Genomic DNA, 20086 nt, shown 5'->3' with positions numbered 1-20086 from the left:
CCGTACTCGATCAGTCCGCACCCGCCTTGTACCCGACCCCGCGAACCGTGACGACGATCTCCGGGTGCTCGGGGTCCTTCTCGATCTTGGACCGCAGCCGCTGGACGTGCACGTTCACCAGCCGGGTGTCGGCGGCGTGCCGGTAGCCCCAGACCTGCTCCAGCAGGACCTCACGGGTGAACACCTGCCACGGCTTGGAGGCCAGGCAGACCAGCAGGTCGAACTCCAGCGGGGTGAGCTGGATGGTCTCGCCGCTGCGCTTGACCGAGTGCCCGGCCACGTCGATGGTCAGGTCGCCGATGGTCAGCGACTCCGGCCCGGGCTCGTCCATCCGGCGCAGCCGGGCCCGGATCCGGGCCACCAGCTCCTTGGGCTTGAACGGCTTCACCACGTAGTCGTCGGCGCCGGACTCCAGCCCGAGCACCACGTCGACGGTGTCGCTCTTGGCGGTCAGCATCACGATCGGCACCCCGGACTCGGCCCGGATCGCCCGGCAGACGTCGATCCCGTCCATCCCGGGCAGCATCAGGTCGAGCAGCAGCAGATCGGGCTTGAACTCGCGGAAGGCCGGCACCGCCTTGTCGCCGGTGGCGACCAGGTAGGTGTCGTAGCCCTCGTTGCGCAGCACGATACTGAGCATCTCCGACAGCGCGGTGTCGTCGTCGACGATGAGGACGCGCCCTCGCATCGTCCGGTTACCTTCTGCCACGCCCTGCTCCTTGCCGATCTGGATCTGGTGCGCCCGGCGTCCGCTGCCGTACGCACTACGGATAGTGTCCCATTTCCGGTGTAATGCACACGCCGGATCGCCGAGCGCGTACGGCTGAATCACGGTATGTGCCCGATTCGCGGCCTGTGCACCGTCCGGGGGGTGATCATGGTGCACAGTCGTGGCCGGGGACAACCCCGGTGAGCGGTGGAGGACGGGAGGCGGGGCGTGCGGGACGACCTTGGGGTCCGGGAGAGCGGTGGCGAGCCGCTGCGCCCGTGGCTGCCCGCCGACCTGCTCGACAACGCGGCGCGGACGATCTCCGAGAACAAGACGATCATGCTGGGCCTGCCGGTGCTCGCCGGCCTCGCGCTGGCCGCGGTACAGGCCGGTCTGACCCAGGTGGCCGTGCCAGGCGGGATCCCTGGTTTCTTCAACGCTGACGACCCGTTCGGACAGGCAGGGGCCGCACTGCTGCTCACGTACGGCGTACAGCTGGTGCTGTTCGCGGTCGTGTCGAGCATGCTGGCCGGGATCATCGCGCTGGCCGCGATCCGCAGTCAGCTGGCCCACCGGATCGGTCCGCGAGAGCTGCTCCGGCTGGTCCGGCCGACGCTGCCGTCACTGGCTGCGGTGGGACTGTTGCAGTCCCTGTCGTTCATCGTCCTGATCGCGGGCTGGTTGCTCACCGTGTTCGGGATCGGCTCCGGGACGGATGCGGCGATCTCGTCCGATGCGGCCGGAGCGGTCGCGCTGGTGCTGATGCTGGGCGGCGGATTACTGGTGGTGATCTTCGGGATCCGGTTGGTGCTGGCCGGCACGGTGATCCTGCTGGAAGGCAAGAACGCACCGGACATCGGGCTCTACATCCCTGCCCGGGTGGGGATCTGGGGTGCGCTGAGGCGATCTTGGACACTGGTGAAGGGCCGGTTCTGGCGGGTCTTCGGCATCCTGCTGTTCGGCGGTCTGGTGGTGAACGTCGTCAGCTACGCCTTGCAGTTCGGCATCACCACCCTCGTGCTCACGCTGGGTGCCTGGGCCGACGGCAGTGACAGCGAAGGGGCGGTGATCATCGCCGTCATCGTGGGCGCCGCGGCCGGGATCGCGACCGTGATGACGCTGATCGCCAGCCTGGCCTTCATGTCCGCTGTGCAGGCGTTGATCTACCTGGACCTGCGGGTCCGCCGGGAGGGCCTGGACCTGTGGATGCGTCCCGCTCTCGGACCGACCCAGCAGATTGGACCGAACTGGTGATTCCGCTCGAACCGCCGGTGGACATCTCCCGGGACGACGCGGCCGCCGAGGCCGCTCGCGAGTTGTCCAAGCCGGTCTACGACCAGGCCGGCGACTCGTTGATCTCCCGGGCGATCCTGAAGGTCCTGGAGTGGATCTCGGACCTGCTGGACGGTCTGGTCAGCCCGACGAGTGACGGCGACGCCGGGTTGTTGATGCTGATCGGACTGATCGTTCTGGTCGTGATCGTGGTGCTCTGGCGGGCCGGTGTCCTGCGAACCACTCGTACTTCGGCCGCCCAAACCGTCTTCGACACAGACAAGCCGCGCACCGCTGCGCAGTACAGGGCCCAGGCCGAGCAGGAGGCCACTGCCGGAGACTACGCAGCCGCGGTGCGAAGCCGGTTCCGTGCCTGCATTGCCGAGCTCACCGAGCGCACTGTGCTGGATGAACGGGCCGGCCGGACGGCGTACGAGGCGGCGGCGGACGCAGCGCGCGTAGTACCGGAGTTGCGGGAGACGCTGCAGCCCGCCGCTGACGTGTTCACCGAGGTTGTCTACGGCAACCGTCCGGGCACGCCGGAGCGGTACGCCACGGTGTTCGCGGCTGACGAGGCGGCTCGCCGGGTCTCCACGCGGGCGTTGGTGCGCGGATGAGCACTCCGGTCGGGCGGAGCGCCGTGGAGAGCTGGCACGTGCTCCGGACGCCGCTGCTCATCACCGGGGTGATCGTGCTCGGCGTGATCGCGGTGATGATCGCGACGGCCGCCCGCACGTCCGGTCCCTTCAGCCCCGACTCCGCCGAGCCGAATGGCGCCCGGGCGCTCGCGGCTCTGCTGGAGGACCACGGCGTCCAGGTGACGGGCACGGAGGACCTCGACGACGCAGTGGCCGGTGGGCAGGACCGGACGCTGCTGATCGCGCCCACTGGTTCGCTGAGCCGGTACGACTGGAGCCGGATCGCCAACGCCGGCTGGAGCCACCTGGTCCTGATCCGGCCGAGCGACCGGGCCCTGGAGGAACTTGCCCCCGGCATCGAGGACGCCAGCGACACCCTGTCCATCGATTCCCGCGAGCCGGACTGCGAGCTGCCCGCGGCGGTCAAGGCAGGGACGGTGACCGTCGGCGGTTCGTCGTACTCCGCGCCGCCGTCCGCACAGACCTGCTACGGCGACGGCATCAACCACACGGTGGTTCGCGTCGAGACCGGTGACCGGATCGTCGACGTGATCGGTTCGGCGAGGACGTTCACCAACGCCCAACTAGCGGAGAACGGCAACGCGTCGCTCGCGCTCAACCTGATCGGCACGCACACCGAAGTGGTCTGGTACCTGCCGCAGTACGAATCCTCGGCGTACGAGGAGGACGGTGGCGAGGAGCAGCCCGTCGTGCCGCCGTCCGTGCGGTACATCGCATGGGCGCTGGCGTTCGCCGTGTTCGTGGTGGCGTTGTGGCGGGGTCGCCGGCTCGGTCCCGTCGTACCGGAGCCGCTGCCGGTGATCGTGCACGCCGCCGAGACGACCGAGGGCCGGGCGCGGCTGTACCGGCGGTCGCGGGCCAGGGACCGGGCCGCGGCTGCGCTGCGCGAGTCGACCCTCGGCAAGCTGCACAAGTTGCACGGAATCCCCCGGCGCGCTGAACCGACCGCGGTGGTCACGACCGTCGCCGCCCGGACCGGCCGCGACCCGGCGATGCTGTACGAACTCCTGTACGGCTATCCGCCCTTGGACGACGCCGGCCTGATGTCCTTGTCCTACGAGCTCGACCTGCTCATCCAGGAGGCTGAACACCCGTGACCACCACTACCGCCGAGGTGACACCCGAGCGGGCGCGGCAGGCGTTGATCGAGCTGCGGACCGAGATCGGCAAGGCCGTCGTCGGCCAGGACACTGCCGTCACCGCCCTGGTGCTCGCCCTCCTCTGCAGGGGCCACGTGCTGCTCGAAGGCGTGCCGGGGACGGCCAAGACGCTGATGGTGCGGGCGCTGTCGATGGCGATGCGGCTGGAAACCAAGCGGGTGCAGTTCACCCCGGACCTGATGCCGGGTGACGTCACCGGGTCGCTGGTGTACGACGCGAAGACCAGTGAGTTCGAGTTCCGCCGGGGACCGGTGTTCACCAACATCCTGCTCGCGGACGAGATCAACCGGACCCCGCCGAAGACCCAGGCCGCGTTGCTCGAGGCGATGGAGGAACGCCAGGTCACGGTCGACGGCGAACCACGCAAGCTGCCCGTGCCGTTCGTGGTCGCCGCCACGCAGAACCCGATCGAGTACGAGGGCACGTATCCGTTGCCCGAGGCCCAGTTGGACCGGTTCCTGCTCAAGGTGACGCTGGACATTCCCCCGCGCGACGCCGAGATCGCAGTACTGGCCCGGCACGCGCAGGGGTTCGACCCGCGCGATCTGGAGGCCGCGGGTCTGCGTCCGGTCGCCGGGCCGGAGGACCTGCTCGCCGGACAGACCGCCGTGCGACGGGTCGCGGTGCGCGAGGACGTCCTGGCGTACGTGGTCGACCTGTGCCGCGCGACCAGGCAGTCGCCGTCGTTGCAGCTCGGGGTGTCGCCACGCGGTGCGACCGCCTTGCTCGCGGTGGCCCGGGCGTGGGCCTGGTTGTCCGGGCGGGACTACGTGATCCCGGACGACGTGAAAGCGATGGCACGTCCTTGCCTTCGGCATCGGGTGCAGATCCGGCCGGAAGCGGAGCTGGAAGGGGTCACCGCGGACGCAGTACTGGAGAGCGTGCTCGCCACGGTCCCAGTACCACGCTGATGGTCGTCACCGGCCGAGCCGGCGTACTGGCCGGCTTGGGAGTCCTGTTCGTCGCACTGGTGATGCCCAGTTGGTCGGGCATCGGACTGGTGGTCGCTGTGGTGCTGCTGGTTTGTCTGCTCGACCTGTTGCTCGCGGGTTCGCCCCGACGGCTCCAGCTCAGCCGGGAAGGCGACAACGCGGTCCGGCTCGGCGAACAGGCCGTGGTCACGATGCTGGTGGCGAACCCGGGTCGCAGGGTCCGTGGGCTGCTCCGGGACGCGTGGCCGCCGTCTGCCGGCGTACAGGATCCGCCGCACAAGCTCGACCTGCCCACTGGCGAACGGCGTCGGCTCGTGACCCGGCTGATCCCGACTCGCCGGGGTGACCGGCAGGCGTACCGGGTCACCATCCGGTCGATCGGACCGCTGGGGTTCGCCGGGCGGCAGGGGTCTCATCGGGTGCCGTGGACCGTACGGGCGCTGCCGCCGTTCAACAGCCGCAAGCACCTGCCGTCGCGGCTCGCCCGGCTGCGCGAACTGGACGGCCGGACCGCCTTGCTGGTCAGGGGTCAGGGCACGGAGTTCGACTCGTTGCGCGACTACGTTCCCGGTGACGACGTACGGTCGATCGACTGGCGTGCCACGGCCCGCCGGAGCAGCGTCGTACTGCGGACCTGGCGGCCCGAACGGGATCGGCAGGTCGCCATCGTGATCGACTCCGGCCGAATGTCCGCGGGCCGGGTCGGCGACGCGCCGCGACTCGACCACGCGATGGACGCCGCGTTGCTGCTCGCCGCGTTGGCCACCCGGGCCGGTGACCGGGTTTCCTTGCTGGCTTGCGATTCCGCGGTCCGGGCCGATGTACGCCGGCCTGCTCCGGAGGACGTGTTGCCGTCGTTCGTGAACGCGCTGGCGAACGTCGATGCGGAGTTGGTGCAGACCGACTTCCGGGTGGTCGTGTCGCAGGTGCTCGAACGACTCCGGCAGCGCTCGTTGGTGGTGCTGCTGACCGGCCTGGAGCCGGCGGTGATCGAGGAATCCATGCTGCCGGTGATCGGTCCGCTCCTTCGGAGGCACGTCGTAGTCCTGGCGTCGGTCGCCGATCCCAGGCTCGCGGAGATGGAGTCCGCCAAGGCCGACCTGATCGAGGTGTACGGCGCCGCGTCGGCGGCCCGCTCCCGGCTGGACCGCGAACGCGTCACCGCCATCCTCAGCCGGGCCGGCGTCACCGTGGTCGACGAGAACCCCGACCACATCGCGCCGGCCCTCGCCGACACCTACCTGGCATTGAAGAAGGCCGGCAGGCTCTAGATCATCGTCGGCCGGGCCTGGACGAACGTCCAGCGATGGCCTTCGAGGTCGTCGGTCTCGTAGCAGCGGTACCCGTGCTGGTGGATCTCGGAGACGATCCTGGCTCCCTGCGCCTGACTCCGGGCGAAGTGCGCGTCCAGATCGTCGACGTAGACCCAGATCCCGTGGTCGTCACCGGACGGCGGCTGCTTCGCCTCGAACAGCAGGATGGCCGCCGACCCGACGTGCAACTCGATCCACGACGGCTTCTCCCCTTCGGCCGGGATCTTGTCCCACGACTCCAGCCCGTACGTCGTATGCAACCAGCGAGCCGCGGCCGCCGGATCCTCGTAGTACAAGGCGATGCTGAGCCGGTCGAGTTCGCGCGGTGTGCGGGGAGCCTCGTCCCGCCGGGCGACCCAGGCGGGGAGCCAGTGGATCACGTTCCGCCAGTAGTAGAACGCCGTCTCGCCACCGGAGACCAGGGACTGTACGACGGTGACGCGGGTGCCACCGTCGGACGGCTCGAAGCTGACCCGGATCTCGGTATCGTCCACCTCGCTGCGATAGGCCAGCAACTCGCCGGGCTGCCACTCGGTGATCCGGCCGAGGACGAGTGCGTCTTCACCGCTGTAGACCTCGAGGATCCGGCCACCGACCCCGGACTCGATCCGCCTCGCCACCGCCCGGCCGGAGTCCCAGAAGTTGATCGGCCCGCGGACCCACCACAGATCGATCTCGTCGGTGAAGATCTTGAACGCCGTCGCCGGATCGGCGGCGACCTCGACAGCTGCTGACGCGGATTGCTCAGTCACTCTGGTTTCCTCCGCTCGACGTGCTTCTTGAACGAGCCCAACTGTTCCTGCCAGTGCGCCTGGACCTGGTCGAGCCAGGCCTGTACGGCGACCACGGGCTCCGGCCGCAACCGGAAGACCCGCACCCGCGCGTCGTCCGGCACCCGCTCGTCGGCGACCAGCCCGGCCGACAACAGAATCCGCAGATGCCGGCTCATCGCCGGCGCCGATGCCCCGGTCGCCTCAGCCAGCTGCCCGGCCCGCCGCGGCCCCTCCCCCAGCAACTCCACCACCTGCCGCCGGGTCGGATCGGCCAGCACCTCGAAGAACCGATCGACTTCGTTCACCATGGCGCAATAGTTACACCATCGGTTAACTATCTACAAGGGTCAAGTGGCAGGCGGTCTGAGGGTCTGCTGCCGAGGAGAGGATGGGGAGGGGTTCGGAGTGGCAGGCGGTGTCGATGCCGGCGGCTGCGGCCTTGCCGGAGGCGAGGAGTTGGCAGCGGGGGTGGAAGCGGCAGCCGGTGGGGATTCGGGTCGGGTCGGGTGGTTCGCCGGTGAGGACGATGCGGTCCGGGGATTCGGGGAGGACCGAGAGGAGCGCTTGTGTGTAAGGGTGTTGGGGTGCGGTGAGGATCTGTTCGACCGGTCCGGATTCGACGATGCGGCCGAGGTACATGACTGCGACGCGGTCGGCGATGTTCCAGGCCAGGCCCAGGTCGTGGGTGACGACCAGGGCGGACAGGCCGAGTTCGTTGCGGAGGCGGAGCAGGAGGGCGAGGATCTCGCCGCGGACCGAGGCGTCGAGGGAGGCGACGGGTTCGTCGGCGATCAGGACCTTCGGGTTGAGGGCGAGGGCGCCGGCGATGACGACGCGTTGGCGTTGGCCACCGGAGAGTTCGTGGGGGTACCGCAGGAAGAACCGCTCAGGCGGGCGGAGGCCGGCGCGGGACAGCGCCTCGGCGACCACCTGTTCCTCGTCCGGCAGCCCGTGGATCCGGGGGCCCTCGGCAACTGCTTCGTAGACGGTCTGTCGTGGATTGAGCGAGCCCATCGGATCCTGCAGAATCAGCTGGACCTGCCGACGGTAGGCCTTCAGCGCCCGGCCGCGATGGCTCAGCGCCGACCCGTCGTACCGGACCTCGCCGGAGGTGGGGCGTTCGAGGCCGAGCAAGGTACGGGCGAGAGTGGTCTTGCCGCAGCCGGATTCGCCGACCAGGGCAACGATCTCACCCGCGCCGACGGAAAGGTTGACCCCATCGACCGCCCGCGCACGCCGTCCCCGACCGGCGAACTCGACCGCCAAGTTGTTTGCCTCCAGCACCTAAACCGCCTCCCCAGCCAGGACACAAGCCGCCGTACGACGCTCGCCGGCTGGGCGCAACTCGATCGACACGGTCGAGCACGTGTCCAACGCGACCGGACACCGCGGGTGGAAGGCACAACCCGACGGGAGCTGAAGCGGATCCGGTGGATCGCCACCGAGTCCTTTCGGCGCCAGCCGTGAGGAGAGGTCGCCGATGGTCGGGAACGCGGCCGCCAGCGCACGACTGTACGGATGGGTGAACGTGCCGTCCGCGGGACCGGTCTCGACCACGCGGCCGGCGTACATCACGGCCAGCCGATCGCACAGGTCGGCCAGCACCGAGAGGTCGTGCGAGATCATCAGCAACGAGATGTCGTCGGTGGCGATCAGCTCGCGTATCAGGGTGAGGACCTGCGCCTGTACCATCACGTCGAGTGCGGTGGTCGGTTCGTCGGCGACGATCAGCCGTGGTTCGCAGGCGAGCGCCATCGCGATCATCACTCGTTGCCGCTGGCCACCACTCAGTTCGTGCGGATAACTCTTCGCCCGCCAGCCGGGCAGGCCGACCTGGTCGAGGAGCTCGGCGACCCGGCGGCGGGCCTGGTCCGGACTCGCGAGTTTGTGGATCAGCAGCGGTTCGGCGATCTGGTCGCCGATCCGATGCACCGGGTTGAGGCCGTGCTGCGCACCCTGGAAGACGATCGACGCCTGCGCCCAGCGGACCGCGCGGAGCCGGCCCCAGCTCATCGCGAGCACGTCTTCGCCGTCGAGCAGGATCCGGCCGGAGATCCGGGCGTCACGCGGCAGCAGCCGGAGCAACGCCATCGCCAGCGTCGACTTGCCGGAGCCGGATTCCCCCACCACACCAACAGCTTCCCCGGCCTCAAGGCTCAGCGAGACACCTCGTACCGCGGGCAACTCGCCGCCCGCAAGCTTGTAGGTGACGGACACGTCGTCCAATTCGAGCAGGCTCATCGGGTCGCTCCCCGGAGTCGCGGGTTGAGCACGGTCTCCAGCGCGCGACCGCACAACGTGAACGCCAGCACGACGATCACGATGCACAGACCGGGCAGCAGGATGTACCACCAGGCTCCCGACGTCGCCGCGCCCCAGTCGTACGAACCACGCAGCATCGTCCCCCACGACGTCTTGTTCGCGCTCACCCCGAGGAACGCGAGCGTCGACTCGGTGACGATCGCGCTCGCCACCTCCAGCGTCGTACTTGCCAATAGCAACGGTGCGACGTTCGGCAGGACGTGCCGGGTGGTGATGTGCCAGTGGCCGGCGCCGAGTGCGGTGGACCGCTCGATGTACGGACGGGCTTCCACGGCAAGGGTTTGCGCCCGGATCAACCGAGCCGTCGACGGCCACGAGGTGACGCCGATCGCGATCACGATCGTGGCCGTGCTGCCGCCGAGGATCGCCGCCAGCACCAACGCCGTGACCAGGGACGGCAGCACCAGGAACCAGTCGGTGATGCGCATGATGACCGCGCCGATCCAGCCGCGGAAGTGCCCGGCCGCGATCCCCAGGACGGTGCCGATCACCATGCTCAACAGGGCCGCGAGGAATCCGATCAGCAGCGAGGTCCGCGAACCCCACCAGATCAGCAACAGCACCGACCGCCCGGACTCGTCCGTCCCCAACGGATCGTCCAGACTCGGCGGCGCCAGCTTCTCCCCCGTTCCCCGTACGACGTTCGTCACGCCCTCGTCGATGAACAACGGCGCCGCCAACGCGAGCACCACGGCGACCACGAGGATCGCAAGCCCGACCACGCCGGCCCGATGGGTACGGAAGTCCGCCCAGAACCGCCGGAGCGCCCGCTGCCGCCGCGTCCACGTGATGCTCATGCGGACCGCACCCTCGGGTCGAGCACGTGATAGACCACGTCGGCGAGCGTGTTCATCAGGATCACCGACACCGTGATCAGCAGGAACGTCCCCTGCATCAGGGTGAAGTCCGGTACCCGGATCGCCTCGTAGAACAACTGCCCGAGCCCCGGCCAGCTGAAGATCGCCTCGACCGTGACGGCCCCGCCGACGATGAACCCGATCCGCATAAACACCAACGTCACGGTCGGCAGCAGCGCGTTCGGTACTGCGTGCTTGCGGCGGATCTCGTCATCGCGCAAACCCTTCGCCCGCGCGGTCGTCACGTAGTCCTGCCCGACCTCGTCGAGCACCGACGACCGCATCACCAGCAGGTACTGCGCGTACACGACCGCCACCATCGTCAGGCACGGCAACACCATGTGCTTCGCCACATCGAGGACGTACGCGAATCCGTCAGGTGCGTCCACGCTCTCGATCCCACGCGTCGGGAAGAGCCCGGGGATCGGCCCGATACCGGCCGCGAACACCATCAACAGCAGCAGACCCAGCCAGAACGTCGGTACCGACCACAACACCAGTGAGATCGCGGTGGAGAACCGGTCGAATCGGCTGCCCGGTTTCCACCCTGCCCGGGCGCCCTGCCAGATCCCGAGGCTGACCGCCATCACCAGCGCCGTACCGGTGAGCAGCAAGGTGGAGCCGATGCGTTCACCGATCAGGTCGAGCACCGGACGCTTGTACTCGTAGGAGGTGCCCAGGTCGAACTGCACCGTCTGGTTGACGAAATGGACGAACTGCTCGGGCAGCGACCTGTCCAGCCCGAGCCGGCGGCGTTCCAGGTCGAGCTGCTCGGGCGTCATGTTCCGGCCCTGCGCGAGCGCCCGGACCGGGTCGCCCGGCAGCAACCGGAACAGGAAGAACGTCGCCACGATCACCATCGCGATACTGAGCAACGCCCCGCCGGCCTTGGCCGCGGCGTACCGGACCAGGCCGTGCCGGGCCGGCCGCTCCTCGACCGCGTCGATCGCCTTGGTCGCCGACTGCGCAACCGTCATTCGCGCTCGTCCGCGACACCCTTGCGACGGCGGGCGACGAAGAACCCGGCGGCCGCGAGGACCACGACACCGGCCGCGACGCCGACGATCACGCCGGTGTTCGAGCCGCCGTCCTCGGCCGAGCCGTCCGCACCGTCAGCACTGACGGCCTCGATCGTGTAGAACGGCCAGTACCCGCTCCCGCCGTACAGCAGGCCCTTCTCCTCCGGGATCGGCGTGATGCTGGCGATCCGGTCCTTGCGGTACCCCTCGAGGTCGTTCGGGTAGTACAGCGCGATCACCGGGGCGTCGGTGTACAGCCGCTGCTCCATCTGCTTGATGAGGTCGGCCCGCTTGGACCGGTCGAGCTCCTTCAGCTGCTGCAGGTACAGCTGCTCGTACTGCGGGTCGCAGTAGAACGACTCGGTCCCACCGCCCTCACCCGATGCGGTCGGCCGCCGGCTGCACAGGTGCGTGGCGAGCACCTCCTCCGGATCCGGGTTCACCGACCAGCCGCTGATCGCGATGTCGAACAGCGCCGTCGTCCCGGTCTCCTCGGTGAACTTGCTGGAGTCGAGCCGCTTCGTGGTCAGCGTGATACCGAGTTCTTTGAGCCAGCCGGTCAGGTACTCGGCGAGCTTGTCCTCGATCGGGGTGTCGGTGTGGATGCTGAACCGGAACTGCAGCTTGCGCGATCCGTCCGGCATGATCCGGATCCCGTCGGCGCCCTTCTTGTACCCCGCGTCGTCGAGGATCTTGTTCGCCCGGGCCACGTCGTACGAGACCTTCTGATCACCATCGGCCTGCCAGAAGAAGTCCTTGTACATCGGCGGAACGATCGACCCGTCGGCCGGTACCGCGAGGCCGTTCTGCACCTCGTCGACCAGCTTCTGCTTGTCGATCGCGTAGTGCAGCGCCTGCCGGACCCGCTGGTCCTTCAACGCCGGATGCCCGTCGCCGATCGGCTTGTCGTCGCTGGTCGTCGCGCCGTGGTTGATCTGCAGGTACGTCGCCCGGCGGCCCTGGGTGTTCCACTGGACGATGTTCTCGTCACCCTTCAACGCCTCGAAGTCCGGCGGGGAGAGCCGGCCGATCAGGTCGATGTCGCCCTTCTTCAGACCGACGATCGCGGCCGCCGGGTTGTCGTAGAAGATCACCTGCAGTTCGTCGATCTTGGGCCGGCCGCGCCAGTAGTTCGGGTTCGCCTGGAGCTTCACGTACTGGTCCTTCTTGTGCTCCACCGCGACGTACGGGCCGCTGGTCACCGCGGGGTAGGCGTCGGCCTCGTACTTCGCGATGTCGCCGACCTTCTCCCAGACGTGCTTGGGCAGGATCGGCACCGGGTTGTCCAGCATCGACGCCTGCGGGGTCTTCAGCTTGATGGTCAGGTCCTGGCCGTTCGCGGTGACACTGGCGAAGTTCTCCACCGCGGGACCGTTGCCGGTCTTGGCGCCGTCGTCGGTCATGATCTTGGTGAACGTCCAGGCGGCGTCCGCGGCGGTGATCGGCTGACCGTCGGACCACTTCGCCGCGCGGATCTTGAAGGTCCAGGTCAGGCCGTCGGGTGACGTGGTCCACGACTCGGCCAGGTCCGCACTCGGTTGCAGGGTCTTGGAGTCCGGCACGGTCAGGAAGCCGTACATCCACCGGTGGATCGACCCGGTGACGAGCCGCACCGCGAGGAACGGGTTCATCGAGTCCACCGCCTGGGTCGTCCCGACCCGAATCACCTTCGTCGCCGGGTCGGCCGCCTGGGCCGCCGGCAGCGCACCGCCCACGACACCGCCCGCCGCCAGCATCCCGAACGCCGCCAGTCCCGCGAGCGCCTGCCCCACTAGTCCACGCCTCATCGCCCCACGCACCTTCCGCCCCAGGTCTGGAGAGCTGTGTTTAGAGAGAAAGCCACACCACAGGCCGGTGCTATGTCAACGAGTTACGCATCTTTGTTTCCGATCTGTGCCCCCAAGCCGTAGCTGATTTTCCTCTGACTGCCAGTTGAGCTCAGTGCTTGGCTGCGGGACCAGGCGAAGCAGTAGACGCCGAAGCAGGCGATGCCGATGGCCATCAAGGTGAGCAGGATCGCGCCGAACGGCTGTTCCTTGATCGTGTGCAGCGCGGTGTCGAGACCGCCGGCCTTCTGCGGGTCGTAGTCGATCGCGGCCCAGCCGAACAACGCGCCGACGATGAAGAACGCGATGCCCTTCGCGGCATAGCCGATCCGGCCGAGCAGCACGGTGGTGTCCGAGACGCCGCCGGTCAGGTCCTCGGTGAACTTCTTCGTCGCCGCCTTGTAGAGCTGGCGAACGCCGATCGCGATGATCACCAGGCCGACGACCACGATCAGCACCCGGCCGGCGCCGTTCTCCATCAGCCGGGCGCTCAGTGATCGCGTGCTGCCGGTGCTCGAACCACCAGAGCCGACGGCCACCCGGATCGCGCTGATCCCGAGCGTCAAATAGACGAGGCCGCGGCCAACCGCCGACAGCTTCTTCTCCAGGTCGAGGTGGCCGTAGACGAGGTCGAGGATTCGCCAGATCACCAGTACGAAGAGTCCGATCGCGACCACCCAGAGCAGTACCCCGCCTAGGGGTTCGTCGGCGAGTTGCCTGAGCGCACCCTCTTCCGAGGCCTCTTCGCTGGGTCGTCCCCAGGCGAGTTGCAGAGCGATCCAGGCGACGAGGAGGTGCACGACGCCGTACGCGATCAACCCGGCCGTGATCGACACGTCGTACAGGCGGCTTTGCCGGGCGGCTTCGGCGGATTTCATTGAGACCCGGTACCCCGGATCGAAACCGTTAGGTCCTCAGGCTGAAACGGGGGCGGTGGCCTCGCGGTCGATGGCTTCGACGTCGCCGTACTCGCCGGCCTGCGCGGCCCGGCGGCCGAGGGTCCAGACGTAGACGAAGAAGGCGACCTCGGCGATGACACCGATGCCCACCCGTACGGCCGTCGGGAACGGGGACGGCGTGACGAAGGCCTCGATCAGACCGGTGACCAACAGGATCGCGGCAAGGCCGATCGCCATCCCGACGGTCGCGCGGCCGGTCTGGGCCAGGGCCTGCATCCGGGTGCGCGGGCCGGGGGCGATCCAGGCCCAGCCGAGGCGCAGGCCGGCCGCCGACGCCACGAAGACGGCGGTGAGCTCGAGCAGGCCGTGCGGGGTGATCAGGCCGAAGAACACGTCGCCCTTGTCGTGGCCGATCATCACGCCCGCCATCAGTCCGAGGTTGACCGCGTTGCTCCAGAGGACGAAGACGACGGGGACCAGCAGGACCCCGATCGCCAGTACAGCGGCCGAGATGGTCGCGTTGTTGACCCAGACCCGGAGGGCGAAGTCCTGGGCCGGGTTCTCGGTGTAGTAGTTGGCGAAGTCCTCGTCGACGAGTTGCTGGATCTGCGTCGGCGTCGCGACCGAGTCTAGGACCTCCGGGTGCGCGATGATCCGCCACGCCACCCAGCCCGCGACCAGGTAGAACAAGAGGCCGATGGTCAGCCACCAGCGGCGCGACATGTACAGCGCGGCCGGGAAGCTCACCAGGAAATACCGGGAGATGTCGCGCCAGACGGGAGCCTGCGCACCGGTCACGGCTCCGCGGGCGTCGGCGATGAGCCCGGACAACCTGCCGATCGCCACCGGATCGGCCCCACCCGCCCGGAGCGCCGCCAAGTGCGTCCCGACACGCTGGTAGAGCAGCACCAGTTCGTCAGCCTCGGCCCCGGTCAACCTCCGCTGCCGACGAGTCAAGTGAGCCAGGCGATCCCACTGCGGCTGATGGACGGACACGTACGCCTCGACGTCCATCCCGCCTCCTTTGCACCGCTTAGCTACCTGCGCTGGCACACTAGCCGTCTCGGGTGTCTTTGGTGGGGAGGGGGCGAGGGTGTCTCAGCTGGTCACGGGGGAAGCGGTTGTTCTCCAGGTGCGGATCGCGCGGATGCCGACCCGGGCGCTGGCGTGCGCGATCGACTTCACCCTGCAGTCGATCGTGCTCGGGGTGGTGCTGACCGCGCTGCTCGGCTTCCTGATCACCGAGGCCAGCGAGGCGCTCGGGATCGCCCTCGTGTTCATCACCTTGCTGCTCGTACTGGTCGGGTACCGGGTGGTGATGGAGACGCTCACCCGTGGGCGCACGCTCGGGAAGATGATGCTCGGGCTGCGAGTGGTCCGCGACGACGGCAGCTCGATCCGGTTCCGGCATGCGCTGGTTCGGGCGCTGTTGTGGGTGTTCGTGGACTTCGCGCCGTGGTTCGCGGCCAGCCCGGGGATCGTGGCCAGCCTGATGAACAAGCAGGGCAAGCGGATCGGCGACATGGTCGCGGGCACCGTGGTGATCCGCGAACGCCACCAGCCGATGGCGTCGCCACCGCTGTTCGTGCCGGGTCACCTCGTCCAGTGGGCGCAGTCGCTGGAGCTGTCCCGGCTGTCCGACGACCTGGCGAACACGTCCCGCGAGTACCTGGCCCGCTACCGCGAACTCGAGCCGGCCGCCCAGGTCGCCCTCGGCGACGCACTGGCCTTCCGCGTCGGCGGCGTCACCGCACCCGCTCCCCCGGTGCCGATCGCGTCGCCCGCCTTCCTGTCCGCGGTCCTGGCCGAACGCCGCCGCCGCGAACTGGCCCGCCTGGCCGCCCATCGCCCCGCCGGCCACACCGGCCCATTCGGCCCACCCAACCCCTACACCACCACCCCGCCCTACGGCATCCCGCCGGGTCCAAACGGTCCCCCGCTGCCGTACCCGGGACCGCCCGCGCCGCCGCAGGACACACCTCCTACCCAGGTGAACCCGGAGGGCTGGCACGCGCCAGGCAGCAACGAGCCGAACCAGTGGTTCTAGCCCCGCGGACCTGCACCAGGAGGGGTGAGAGACCGGCCTCGGTCGGCTGGATCAGTGCTCGGTGCCGGCTCGGGCGGTCTTGGGGAGCAGGAAGCCGACCGCGAACGCGAGCAGGATCCCGCCGACGGTGGCGAGCAGCGCCGCCTGGGTGCCGTCGAGTGCGGCCAGGGCGCGGGTCGCGGGCGCGGCGTGGGCGACCTCGCCCATGAAGATGGTCCCGATCACCGCGATACCGAGCGCGATTCCCACCTGCTCGAGCGAGCCCAGCATGCCCGTGGCCGAGCCGACCTCCTCGTCCCGGACGCCGCTCAGGACGATGTCGAACAGCGGGACGAAGACCATGCCCATGCCGGCTCCACCGATCAGGTTGGGGACCACGAGATCCCAGTGCCCGACGTTCAGGCCGGTCAGCGCCAGCACGCCGTACAGTCCGATCAGTCCAGTCGCCATCAGCGCGAGGCCGATGTGCAGCAGCTTGCGACCGTACTTCTGCATCGTGATCCCGGAGACCGCGGAGCCGATCAGCGCCCCGAAGGCCCAAGGCGCCATCGCCAGGCTCGCGTGGATCGGGGTGTAGCCGAGGCCGACCTGGAGGAACATGCCCAGGACGAACGTGCCGGCCATCGCCCCGAAGAAGACCACCGCGAAGAACACGCCGGACAGGTACGAGCGGCTCCGCAGCAGCCCGGGCTCGATCAGCGGGGTCGCGCCGCTGCGCTGCCGGCGGGACTGGTGGACAGCGAACCCGGCGAGCACCGGTAGCGAGGCGACCAGCAGCGCCTTCGACCACAGCGGCCAGCCGAGCTCGTGACCCTGCACCAGCGGGTAGACCAGGGCGAACAGGCCGGCGCCGGCGATCAGCAGCCCGGGAATGTCCAGCGAGATCCGGCGGCCAGTGGGCCGGGCGTTCGGCAAGTACTTGGCCGCGACGACGAAGGTGAAGATGCCGACCGGGATGTTCACCAGGAAGATCGCTCGCCATCCGGTACCCAGCAGGTCCGCGTCGAGCAGCGTGCCGCCGACAATCGGGCCGATCACCGCAGACAGACCCATCACCGGGCCGAAGAACCCGAACGCCTTGGCTCGCTCGCCCGGTTCGAACAGGTCTCGGGCCAGTCCGAAGCCCTGCGGCAACATGATCGCGGCGAACGCGCCCTGGGCGACGCGCGCGGCGATCAGCATCTCGGACGACACCGCGAGGCCGCAGAGGAACGAGGTCACGGTGAATCCGCCGACACCGATCAGCAGCGCCTGCTTCCGGCCGACCAAGTCACCGAGGCGTCCGCCGACGAGGAGCAGTACGGCCAGGGCCATCGTGTACCCGGCGGCCATCCACTGAAGGCTCGCGTAGGAGCCGCCGAGGTCGGCGCGTATGGCGGGGGCGGCGACGTTCATAACGGTCGAGTCGAGGAGGTCCATCACCGACGCGGTGATGACCGCGGAGAAGGCGAGCCAGCGCTTGCGAAGGCGCCGCGGGGCGGCCTCGGGGACAGCGGCGGGTGCTGCGCTGTGGGGGAGTTCTACGACTGCGGTCATCATCGACTCCAGACTCAAACGGAACGAAATGTTCTGTTCCAACTCTAGCGGAACGGAGCATTCCGTTCAAGTGGTAATCTGGACGACATGACGAAAGCTCTCAGTGGCCGGCAGGCGCAGGCGGCCCGCAACGACGAAGTGATCCTGGCCGCGGCCCGGGCGGTGTTCATCGCCGATCCCGGCGCCCCGATCTCGGCGGTGGCGGAGCGCGCCGGCGTCGGTATCAGCGCGCTCTACCGGCGGTACGCGAGCAAGGAGGAGTTGCTCCGCAGGCTCTGCAGCGACGGGCTGGCCCGGTACATCGAGGAGTCGGAGAAGACTCTCGCAGACAACCGCGAGCCGTGGCTTGCGTTCGGGGCGTTCCTGCACTCGCTGGTCGACGCTGACACCAACTCACTGACCCAGCGGCTGGCGGGAACGTTCACCCCGACGCCCGACCTCTGGCGGGACGCCGCCCGGGCGGCTGAGCTGAACCAGGCCATCTACGCGCGGACGAAGGAATACCTCCGGCCGGGGATCGTGGTCGAGGACTTCGGGGTGATCCTGGAGCAGATCACGTCGATCAAGCTCGGCGACGAGGCTCGGACGAACCAGCTCCGGCATCGGTACCTCACCCTGATGCTGGAGGCGATGCATCGGCCCGGGGAACGACCAGGCGGCGGTTCGGAACTCCCGGGACCGCCGCCCAGCAGTGACGAACTGACCGACCGCTGGCGGGCCTGACTGCTTCAGATGCCGGTGGCACCGGCAATTCCCTCCAGGGAATGACAGAAGGCGCCCCACCGCGTTGGTGAGGCGCCTTCCGTCGTAGTACTGAAGGAACTCAGTAGCGGTAGTGGTCCGACTTGTACGGGCCTTCGACCGGGACGCCGAGGTACTCGGCCTGCTCCTTGGACAGCTCGGTCAGCTTCACGCCGAGCGCGTCCAGGTGCAGCCGGGCGACCATCTCGTCCAGGTGCTTCGGCAGCACGTAGACGTCGGTCGGGTACTCGGCCGTCTTCACGAACAGCTCGATCTGGGCGAGCACCTGGTTGGTGAAGGAGTTCGACATCACGAACGACGGGTGACCGGTCGCGTTGCCGAGGTTCAGCAGCCGTCCCTCGGACAGGATGATCACGGTGTGGCCGTCGGCGAACCGGAACTCGTCGACCTGCGGCTTGATCGTGACCCGCTCGATGCCGGCGGTCTTGTACAGCCCGGCCATGTCGATCTCGTTGTCGAAGTGGCCGATGTTGCCGACGATCGCCTGGTGCTTCATCCGCGCCATGTGGTCGGCGGTGATGACGTCCTTGTTGCCGGTGGTGGTGACGAAGATGTCGGCGGTCCCGACCACCTCGTCCAGGGTGGTGACCTGGTAGCCGTCCATCGCGGCCTGCAGCGCGCAGATCGGGTCGATCTCGGTGACGATCACCCGGGCGCCCTGGCCGCGCAGCGACTCGGCGCAGCCCTTGCCGACGTCACCGTAGCCCGCCACGACCGCGACCTTGCCGCCGATCAGCACGTCGGTGGCGCGGTTGATGCCGTCGATCAGCGAGTGCCGGCAGCCGTACTTGTTGTCGAACTTCGACTTGGTCACCGAGTCGTTGACGTTGATCGCCGGGAACAGCAGCGCGCCGGCCTTGTGCATCTCGTAGAGCCGGTGCACACCGGTGGTGGTCTCCTCGGTGACGCCCTTGATGCCCTGGCCGATGGTGGTCCAGCGCTGCGGGTCCTCCTGCAGGGTCCGGGTCAGCAGCGACAGCACGACGCCGAACTCCTCGGACTCCGCCGTCGACGGGTCCGGCACGGCGCCGGCCTTCTCGAACTCGGTGCCCTTGTGGACGAGCATCGTGGCGTCGCCGCCGTCGTCCAGGATCATGTTCGGGCCCGTGACACCAGCACTGTCGCCCGGCCAGGTCAGCGCCTGCTCGGTGCACCACCAGTACTCCTGGAGCGTCTCGCCCTTCCAGGCGAAGACCGGGACACCCTTCGGCTCGTCCGCGGTACCGTCCGGGCCGACGACGACCGCGGCGGCCGCGTGGTCCTGGGTGGAGAAGATGTTGCAGGAGACCCAGCGGACCTCGGCACCGAGCGCGGTCAGCGTCTCGATCAGCACAGCGGTCTGGATCGTCATGTGCAGCGAGCCCATGATCCGGGCACCGGCCAGTGGCTTGCTCTCGCCGTACTGCGCGCGCATCGCCATCAGACCCGGCATCTCGTGCTCGGCGAGCCGGATCTCCTTGCGGCCGAACTCGGCCAGCCCGAGGTCTGCCACCTTGTAGTCGAACGTCATGCGGTTCCCGCTCCCTTGAGGGTGTCGGTGTGAAGTCTTCAGGCGACGAGCCTAGAGGTCGGGGGACCCGCGGTGGACACCGGGTAGGCATTCCTGACACCGAAATGTCAGGATAAACATATGCGCATCACGGAAGCCGCCAAACTATTGGGCACCACACCGCGCATGCTCCGCTACCGGGAGGCGCTGGGACTGCTGCCCCGGACCCGGTCCGGCCACAACTCCCAGCGCCAGTACGACGAACGCGACCTCGCCGCGGTCAAGCTCGCCCTCGAACTGGAACACCGGTACGACGTGACGCCGGCCGCCCTCGCATTCGCCCTGCGGGCACTCGCGGAACCCTCGGTCGCAGCCGATCTCCGCAACCTCGGCTACCGCACCGGCCGTCTGTCCGCCCCACCCAGCCCGGCCGAGATCGACCGGGAACGAGCACTCCGCTGGCTAGGCCGCTCCGGCGTACTCCCGCCGCCACCCCACCGCCCGAGGTAGA

Annotated in this window: 20 protein-coding genes; 8 read left to right on the top strand and 12 right to left on the bottom strand. The window is 68.6% G+C overall.

The annotated features are described in order from the left end of the window. Positions 1-10: 10 nt before the first annotated feature. Positions 11-688, bottom strand: coding sequence for an MtrAB system response regulator MtrA (gene mtrA / locus EV643_RS07825; protein WP_026163715.1), 678 nt, complete (start codon positions 686-688; stop codon positions 11-13). A gap of 249 nt (positions 689-937) precedes the next feature. Here mtrA and EV643_RS07820 point away from each other — a divergent pair, with 249 nt between their 5' ends. From EV643_RS07820 to EV643_RS07800, 5 genes are read left to right on the top strand one after another with little or no spacing between them, the layout of a single operon-like run. Continuing rightward, a complete protein-coding gene (locus tag EV643_RS07820; RefSeq protein WP_133799320.1) occupies positions 938-1963 on the top strand; it encodes a hypothetical protein in 1026 nt (341 codons plus the stop codon). Then, a complete protein-coding gene (locus tag EV643_RS07815) occupies positions 1960-2598 on the top strand; it encodes a DUF4129 domain-containing protein (RefSeq protein ID WP_133799319.1) in 639 nt (212 codons plus the stop codon). Before EV643_RS07820 ends, EV643_RS07815 begins: the two co-directional genes overlap by 4 nt. After that, positions 2595-3737: a DUF4350 domain-containing protein gene (locus EV643_RS07810; protein WP_133799318.1), complete on the top strand. Its 1143-nt coding sequence runs from the start codon at positions 2595-2597 to the stop codon at positions 3735-3737. Before EV643_RS07815 ends, EV643_RS07810 begins: the two co-directional genes overlap by 4 nt. After that, positions 3734-4711 (top strand): AAA family ATPase, encoded by a 978-nt coding sequence (locus EV643_RS07805; protein WP_133799317.1) that lies wholly within the window; start codon positions 3734-3736, stop codon positions 4709-4711. Before EV643_RS07810 ends, EV643_RS07805 begins: the two co-directional genes overlap by 4 nt. Then, positions 4711-6003, top strand: a complete 1293-nt coding sequence (locus EV643_RS07800) for a DUF58 domain-containing protein (protein ID WP_133799316.1) — start codon at positions 4711-4713, stop codon at positions 6001-6003. The genes EV643_RS07805 and EV643_RS07800 overlap by 1 nt, the downstream gene beginning before the upstream one ends. On the opposite strand, the gene EV643_RS07795 is transcribed toward EV643_RS07800, so the two are convergent. The 9 genes from EV643_RS07795 to EV643_RS07755 all read right to left on the bottom strand — a co-directional run bounded on the left by EV643_RS07795 (position 6000) and on the right by EV643_RS07755 (position 14755). Continuing rightward, the gene (locus EV643_RS07795; RefSeq protein ID WP_133799315.1) at positions 6000-6797 is read right to left on the bottom strand and encodes a VOC family protein; all 798 of its coding nucleotides are present in this window, start codon (positions 6795-6797) and stop codon (positions 6000-6002) included. The two genes, EV643_RS07800 and EV643_RS07795, sit on opposite strands and share 4 nt — an antisense overlap. Beyond that, the gene (locus tag EV643_RS07790; protein WP_133799314.1) at positions 6794-7126 is read right to left on the bottom strand and encodes an ArsR/SmtB family transcription factor; all 333 of its coding nucleotides are present in this window, start codon (positions 7124-7126) and stop codon (positions 6794-6796) included. Before EV643_RS07790 ends, EV643_RS07795 begins: the two co-directional genes overlap by 4 nt. 22 nt (positions 7127-7148) lie before the next feature. Then, the gene (locus EV643_RS07785; protein WP_133799313.1) at positions 7149-8102 is read right to left on the bottom strand and encodes an ABC transporter ATP-binding protein; all 954 of its coding nucleotides are present in this window, start codon (positions 8100-8102) and stop codon (positions 7149-7151) included. Further along, entirely contained in the window at positions 8103-9059 is a 957-nt protein-coding gene (locus tag EV643_RS07780; RefSeq protein WP_133799312.1) for an ABC transporter ATP-binding protein, read from the bottom strand. Beyond that, positions 9056-9937 (bottom strand): ABC transporter permease, encoded by an 882-nt coding sequence (locus EV643_RS07775; RefSeq protein WP_133799311.1) that lies wholly within the window; start codon positions 9935-9937, stop codon positions 9056-9058. Before EV643_RS07775 ends, EV643_RS07780 begins: the two co-directional genes overlap by 4 nt. Then, complete coding sequence (locus EV643_RS07770) at positions 9934-10974, bottom strand: ABC transporter permease (protein ID WP_202869442.1); 1041 nt, start codon at positions 10972-10974, stop codon at positions 9934-9936. Before EV643_RS07770 ends, EV643_RS07775 begins: the two co-directional genes overlap by 4 nt. Further along, a complete protein-coding gene (locus tag EV643_RS07765) occupies positions 10971-12803 on the bottom strand; it encodes an ABC transporter substrate-binding protein (RefSeq protein WP_238165431.1) in 1833 nt (610 codons plus the stop codon). Before EV643_RS07765 ends, EV643_RS07770 begins: the two co-directional genes overlap by 4 nt. A gap of 83 nt (positions 12804-12886) precedes the next feature. Further along, on the bottom strand, positions 12887-13720 hold the full coding sequence (locus tag EV643_RS07760) for a DUF1206 domain-containing protein (RefSeq protein WP_133799310.1): 834 nt from the start codon (positions 13718-13720) through the stop codon (positions 12887-12889). A 36-nt stretch (positions 13721-13756) separates the two neighbouring features. Beyond that, positions 13757-14755 (bottom strand): stage II sporulation protein M, encoded by a 999-nt coding sequence (locus tag EV643_RS07755; protein ID WP_133799309.1) that lies wholly within the window; start codon positions 14753-14755, stop codon positions 13757-13759. A gap of 79 nt (positions 14756-14834) precedes the next feature. On the opposite strand from EV643_RS07755, the gene EV643_RS07750 reads away from it, so the two are divergent. Further along, positions 14835-15788, top strand: a complete 954-nt coding sequence (locus EV643_RS07750) for an RDD family protein (protein ID WP_238165430.1) — start codon at positions 14835-14837, stop codon at positions 15786-15788. Between the two features lie 51 nt (positions 15789-15839). Here EV643_RS07750 and EV643_RS07745 read toward each other — a convergent pair whose 3' ends face one another. Beyond that, the gene (locus tag EV643_RS07745; RefSeq protein WP_133799308.1) at positions 15840-17324 is read right to left on the bottom strand and encodes an MFS transporter; all 1485 of its coding nucleotides are present in this window, start codon (positions 17322-17324) and stop codon (positions 15840-15842) included. 87 nt (positions 17325-17411) lie between these two features. On the opposite strand from EV643_RS07745, the gene EV643_RS07740 reads away from it, so the two are divergent. Then, positions 17412-18047 carry a TetR/AcrR family transcriptional regulator gene (locus EV643_RS07740; RefSeq protein ID WP_133799307.1) on the top strand — a complete coding sequence of 212 codons (636 nt, stop codon included), beginning with the start codon at positions 17412-17414 and terminating at the stop codon, positions 18045-18047. A gap of 100 nt (positions 18048-18147) precedes the next feature. Here EV643_RS07740 and ahcY read toward each other — a convergent pair whose 3' ends face one another. Beyond that, the gene (gene ahcY / locus EV643_RS07735; RefSeq protein ID WP_133799306.1) at positions 18148-19596 is read right to left on the bottom strand and encodes an adenosylhomocysteinase; all 1449 of its coding nucleotides are present in this window, start codon (positions 19594-19596) and stop codon (positions 18148-18150) included. Between the two features lie 120 nt (positions 19597-19716). Here ahcY and EV643_RS07730 point away from each other — a divergent pair, with 120 nt between their 5' ends. Beyond that, positions 19717-20085: a MerR family transcriptional regulator gene (locus EV643_RS07730; RefSeq protein WP_133799305.1), complete on the top strand. Its 369-nt coding sequence runs from the start codon at positions 19717-19719 to the stop codon at positions 20083-20085. Position 20086: the final 1 nt, after the last annotated feature.

It is taken from the genome of Kribbella caucasensis, from assembly GCF_004361855.1.
In the GTDB taxonomy this organism is placed as follows: domain Bacteria; phylum Actinomycetota; class Actinomycetes; order Propionibacteriales; family Kribbellaceae; genus Kribbella; species Kribbella caucasensis.
This window is presented reverse-complemented; position numbering and strand designations above follow the sequence as displayed.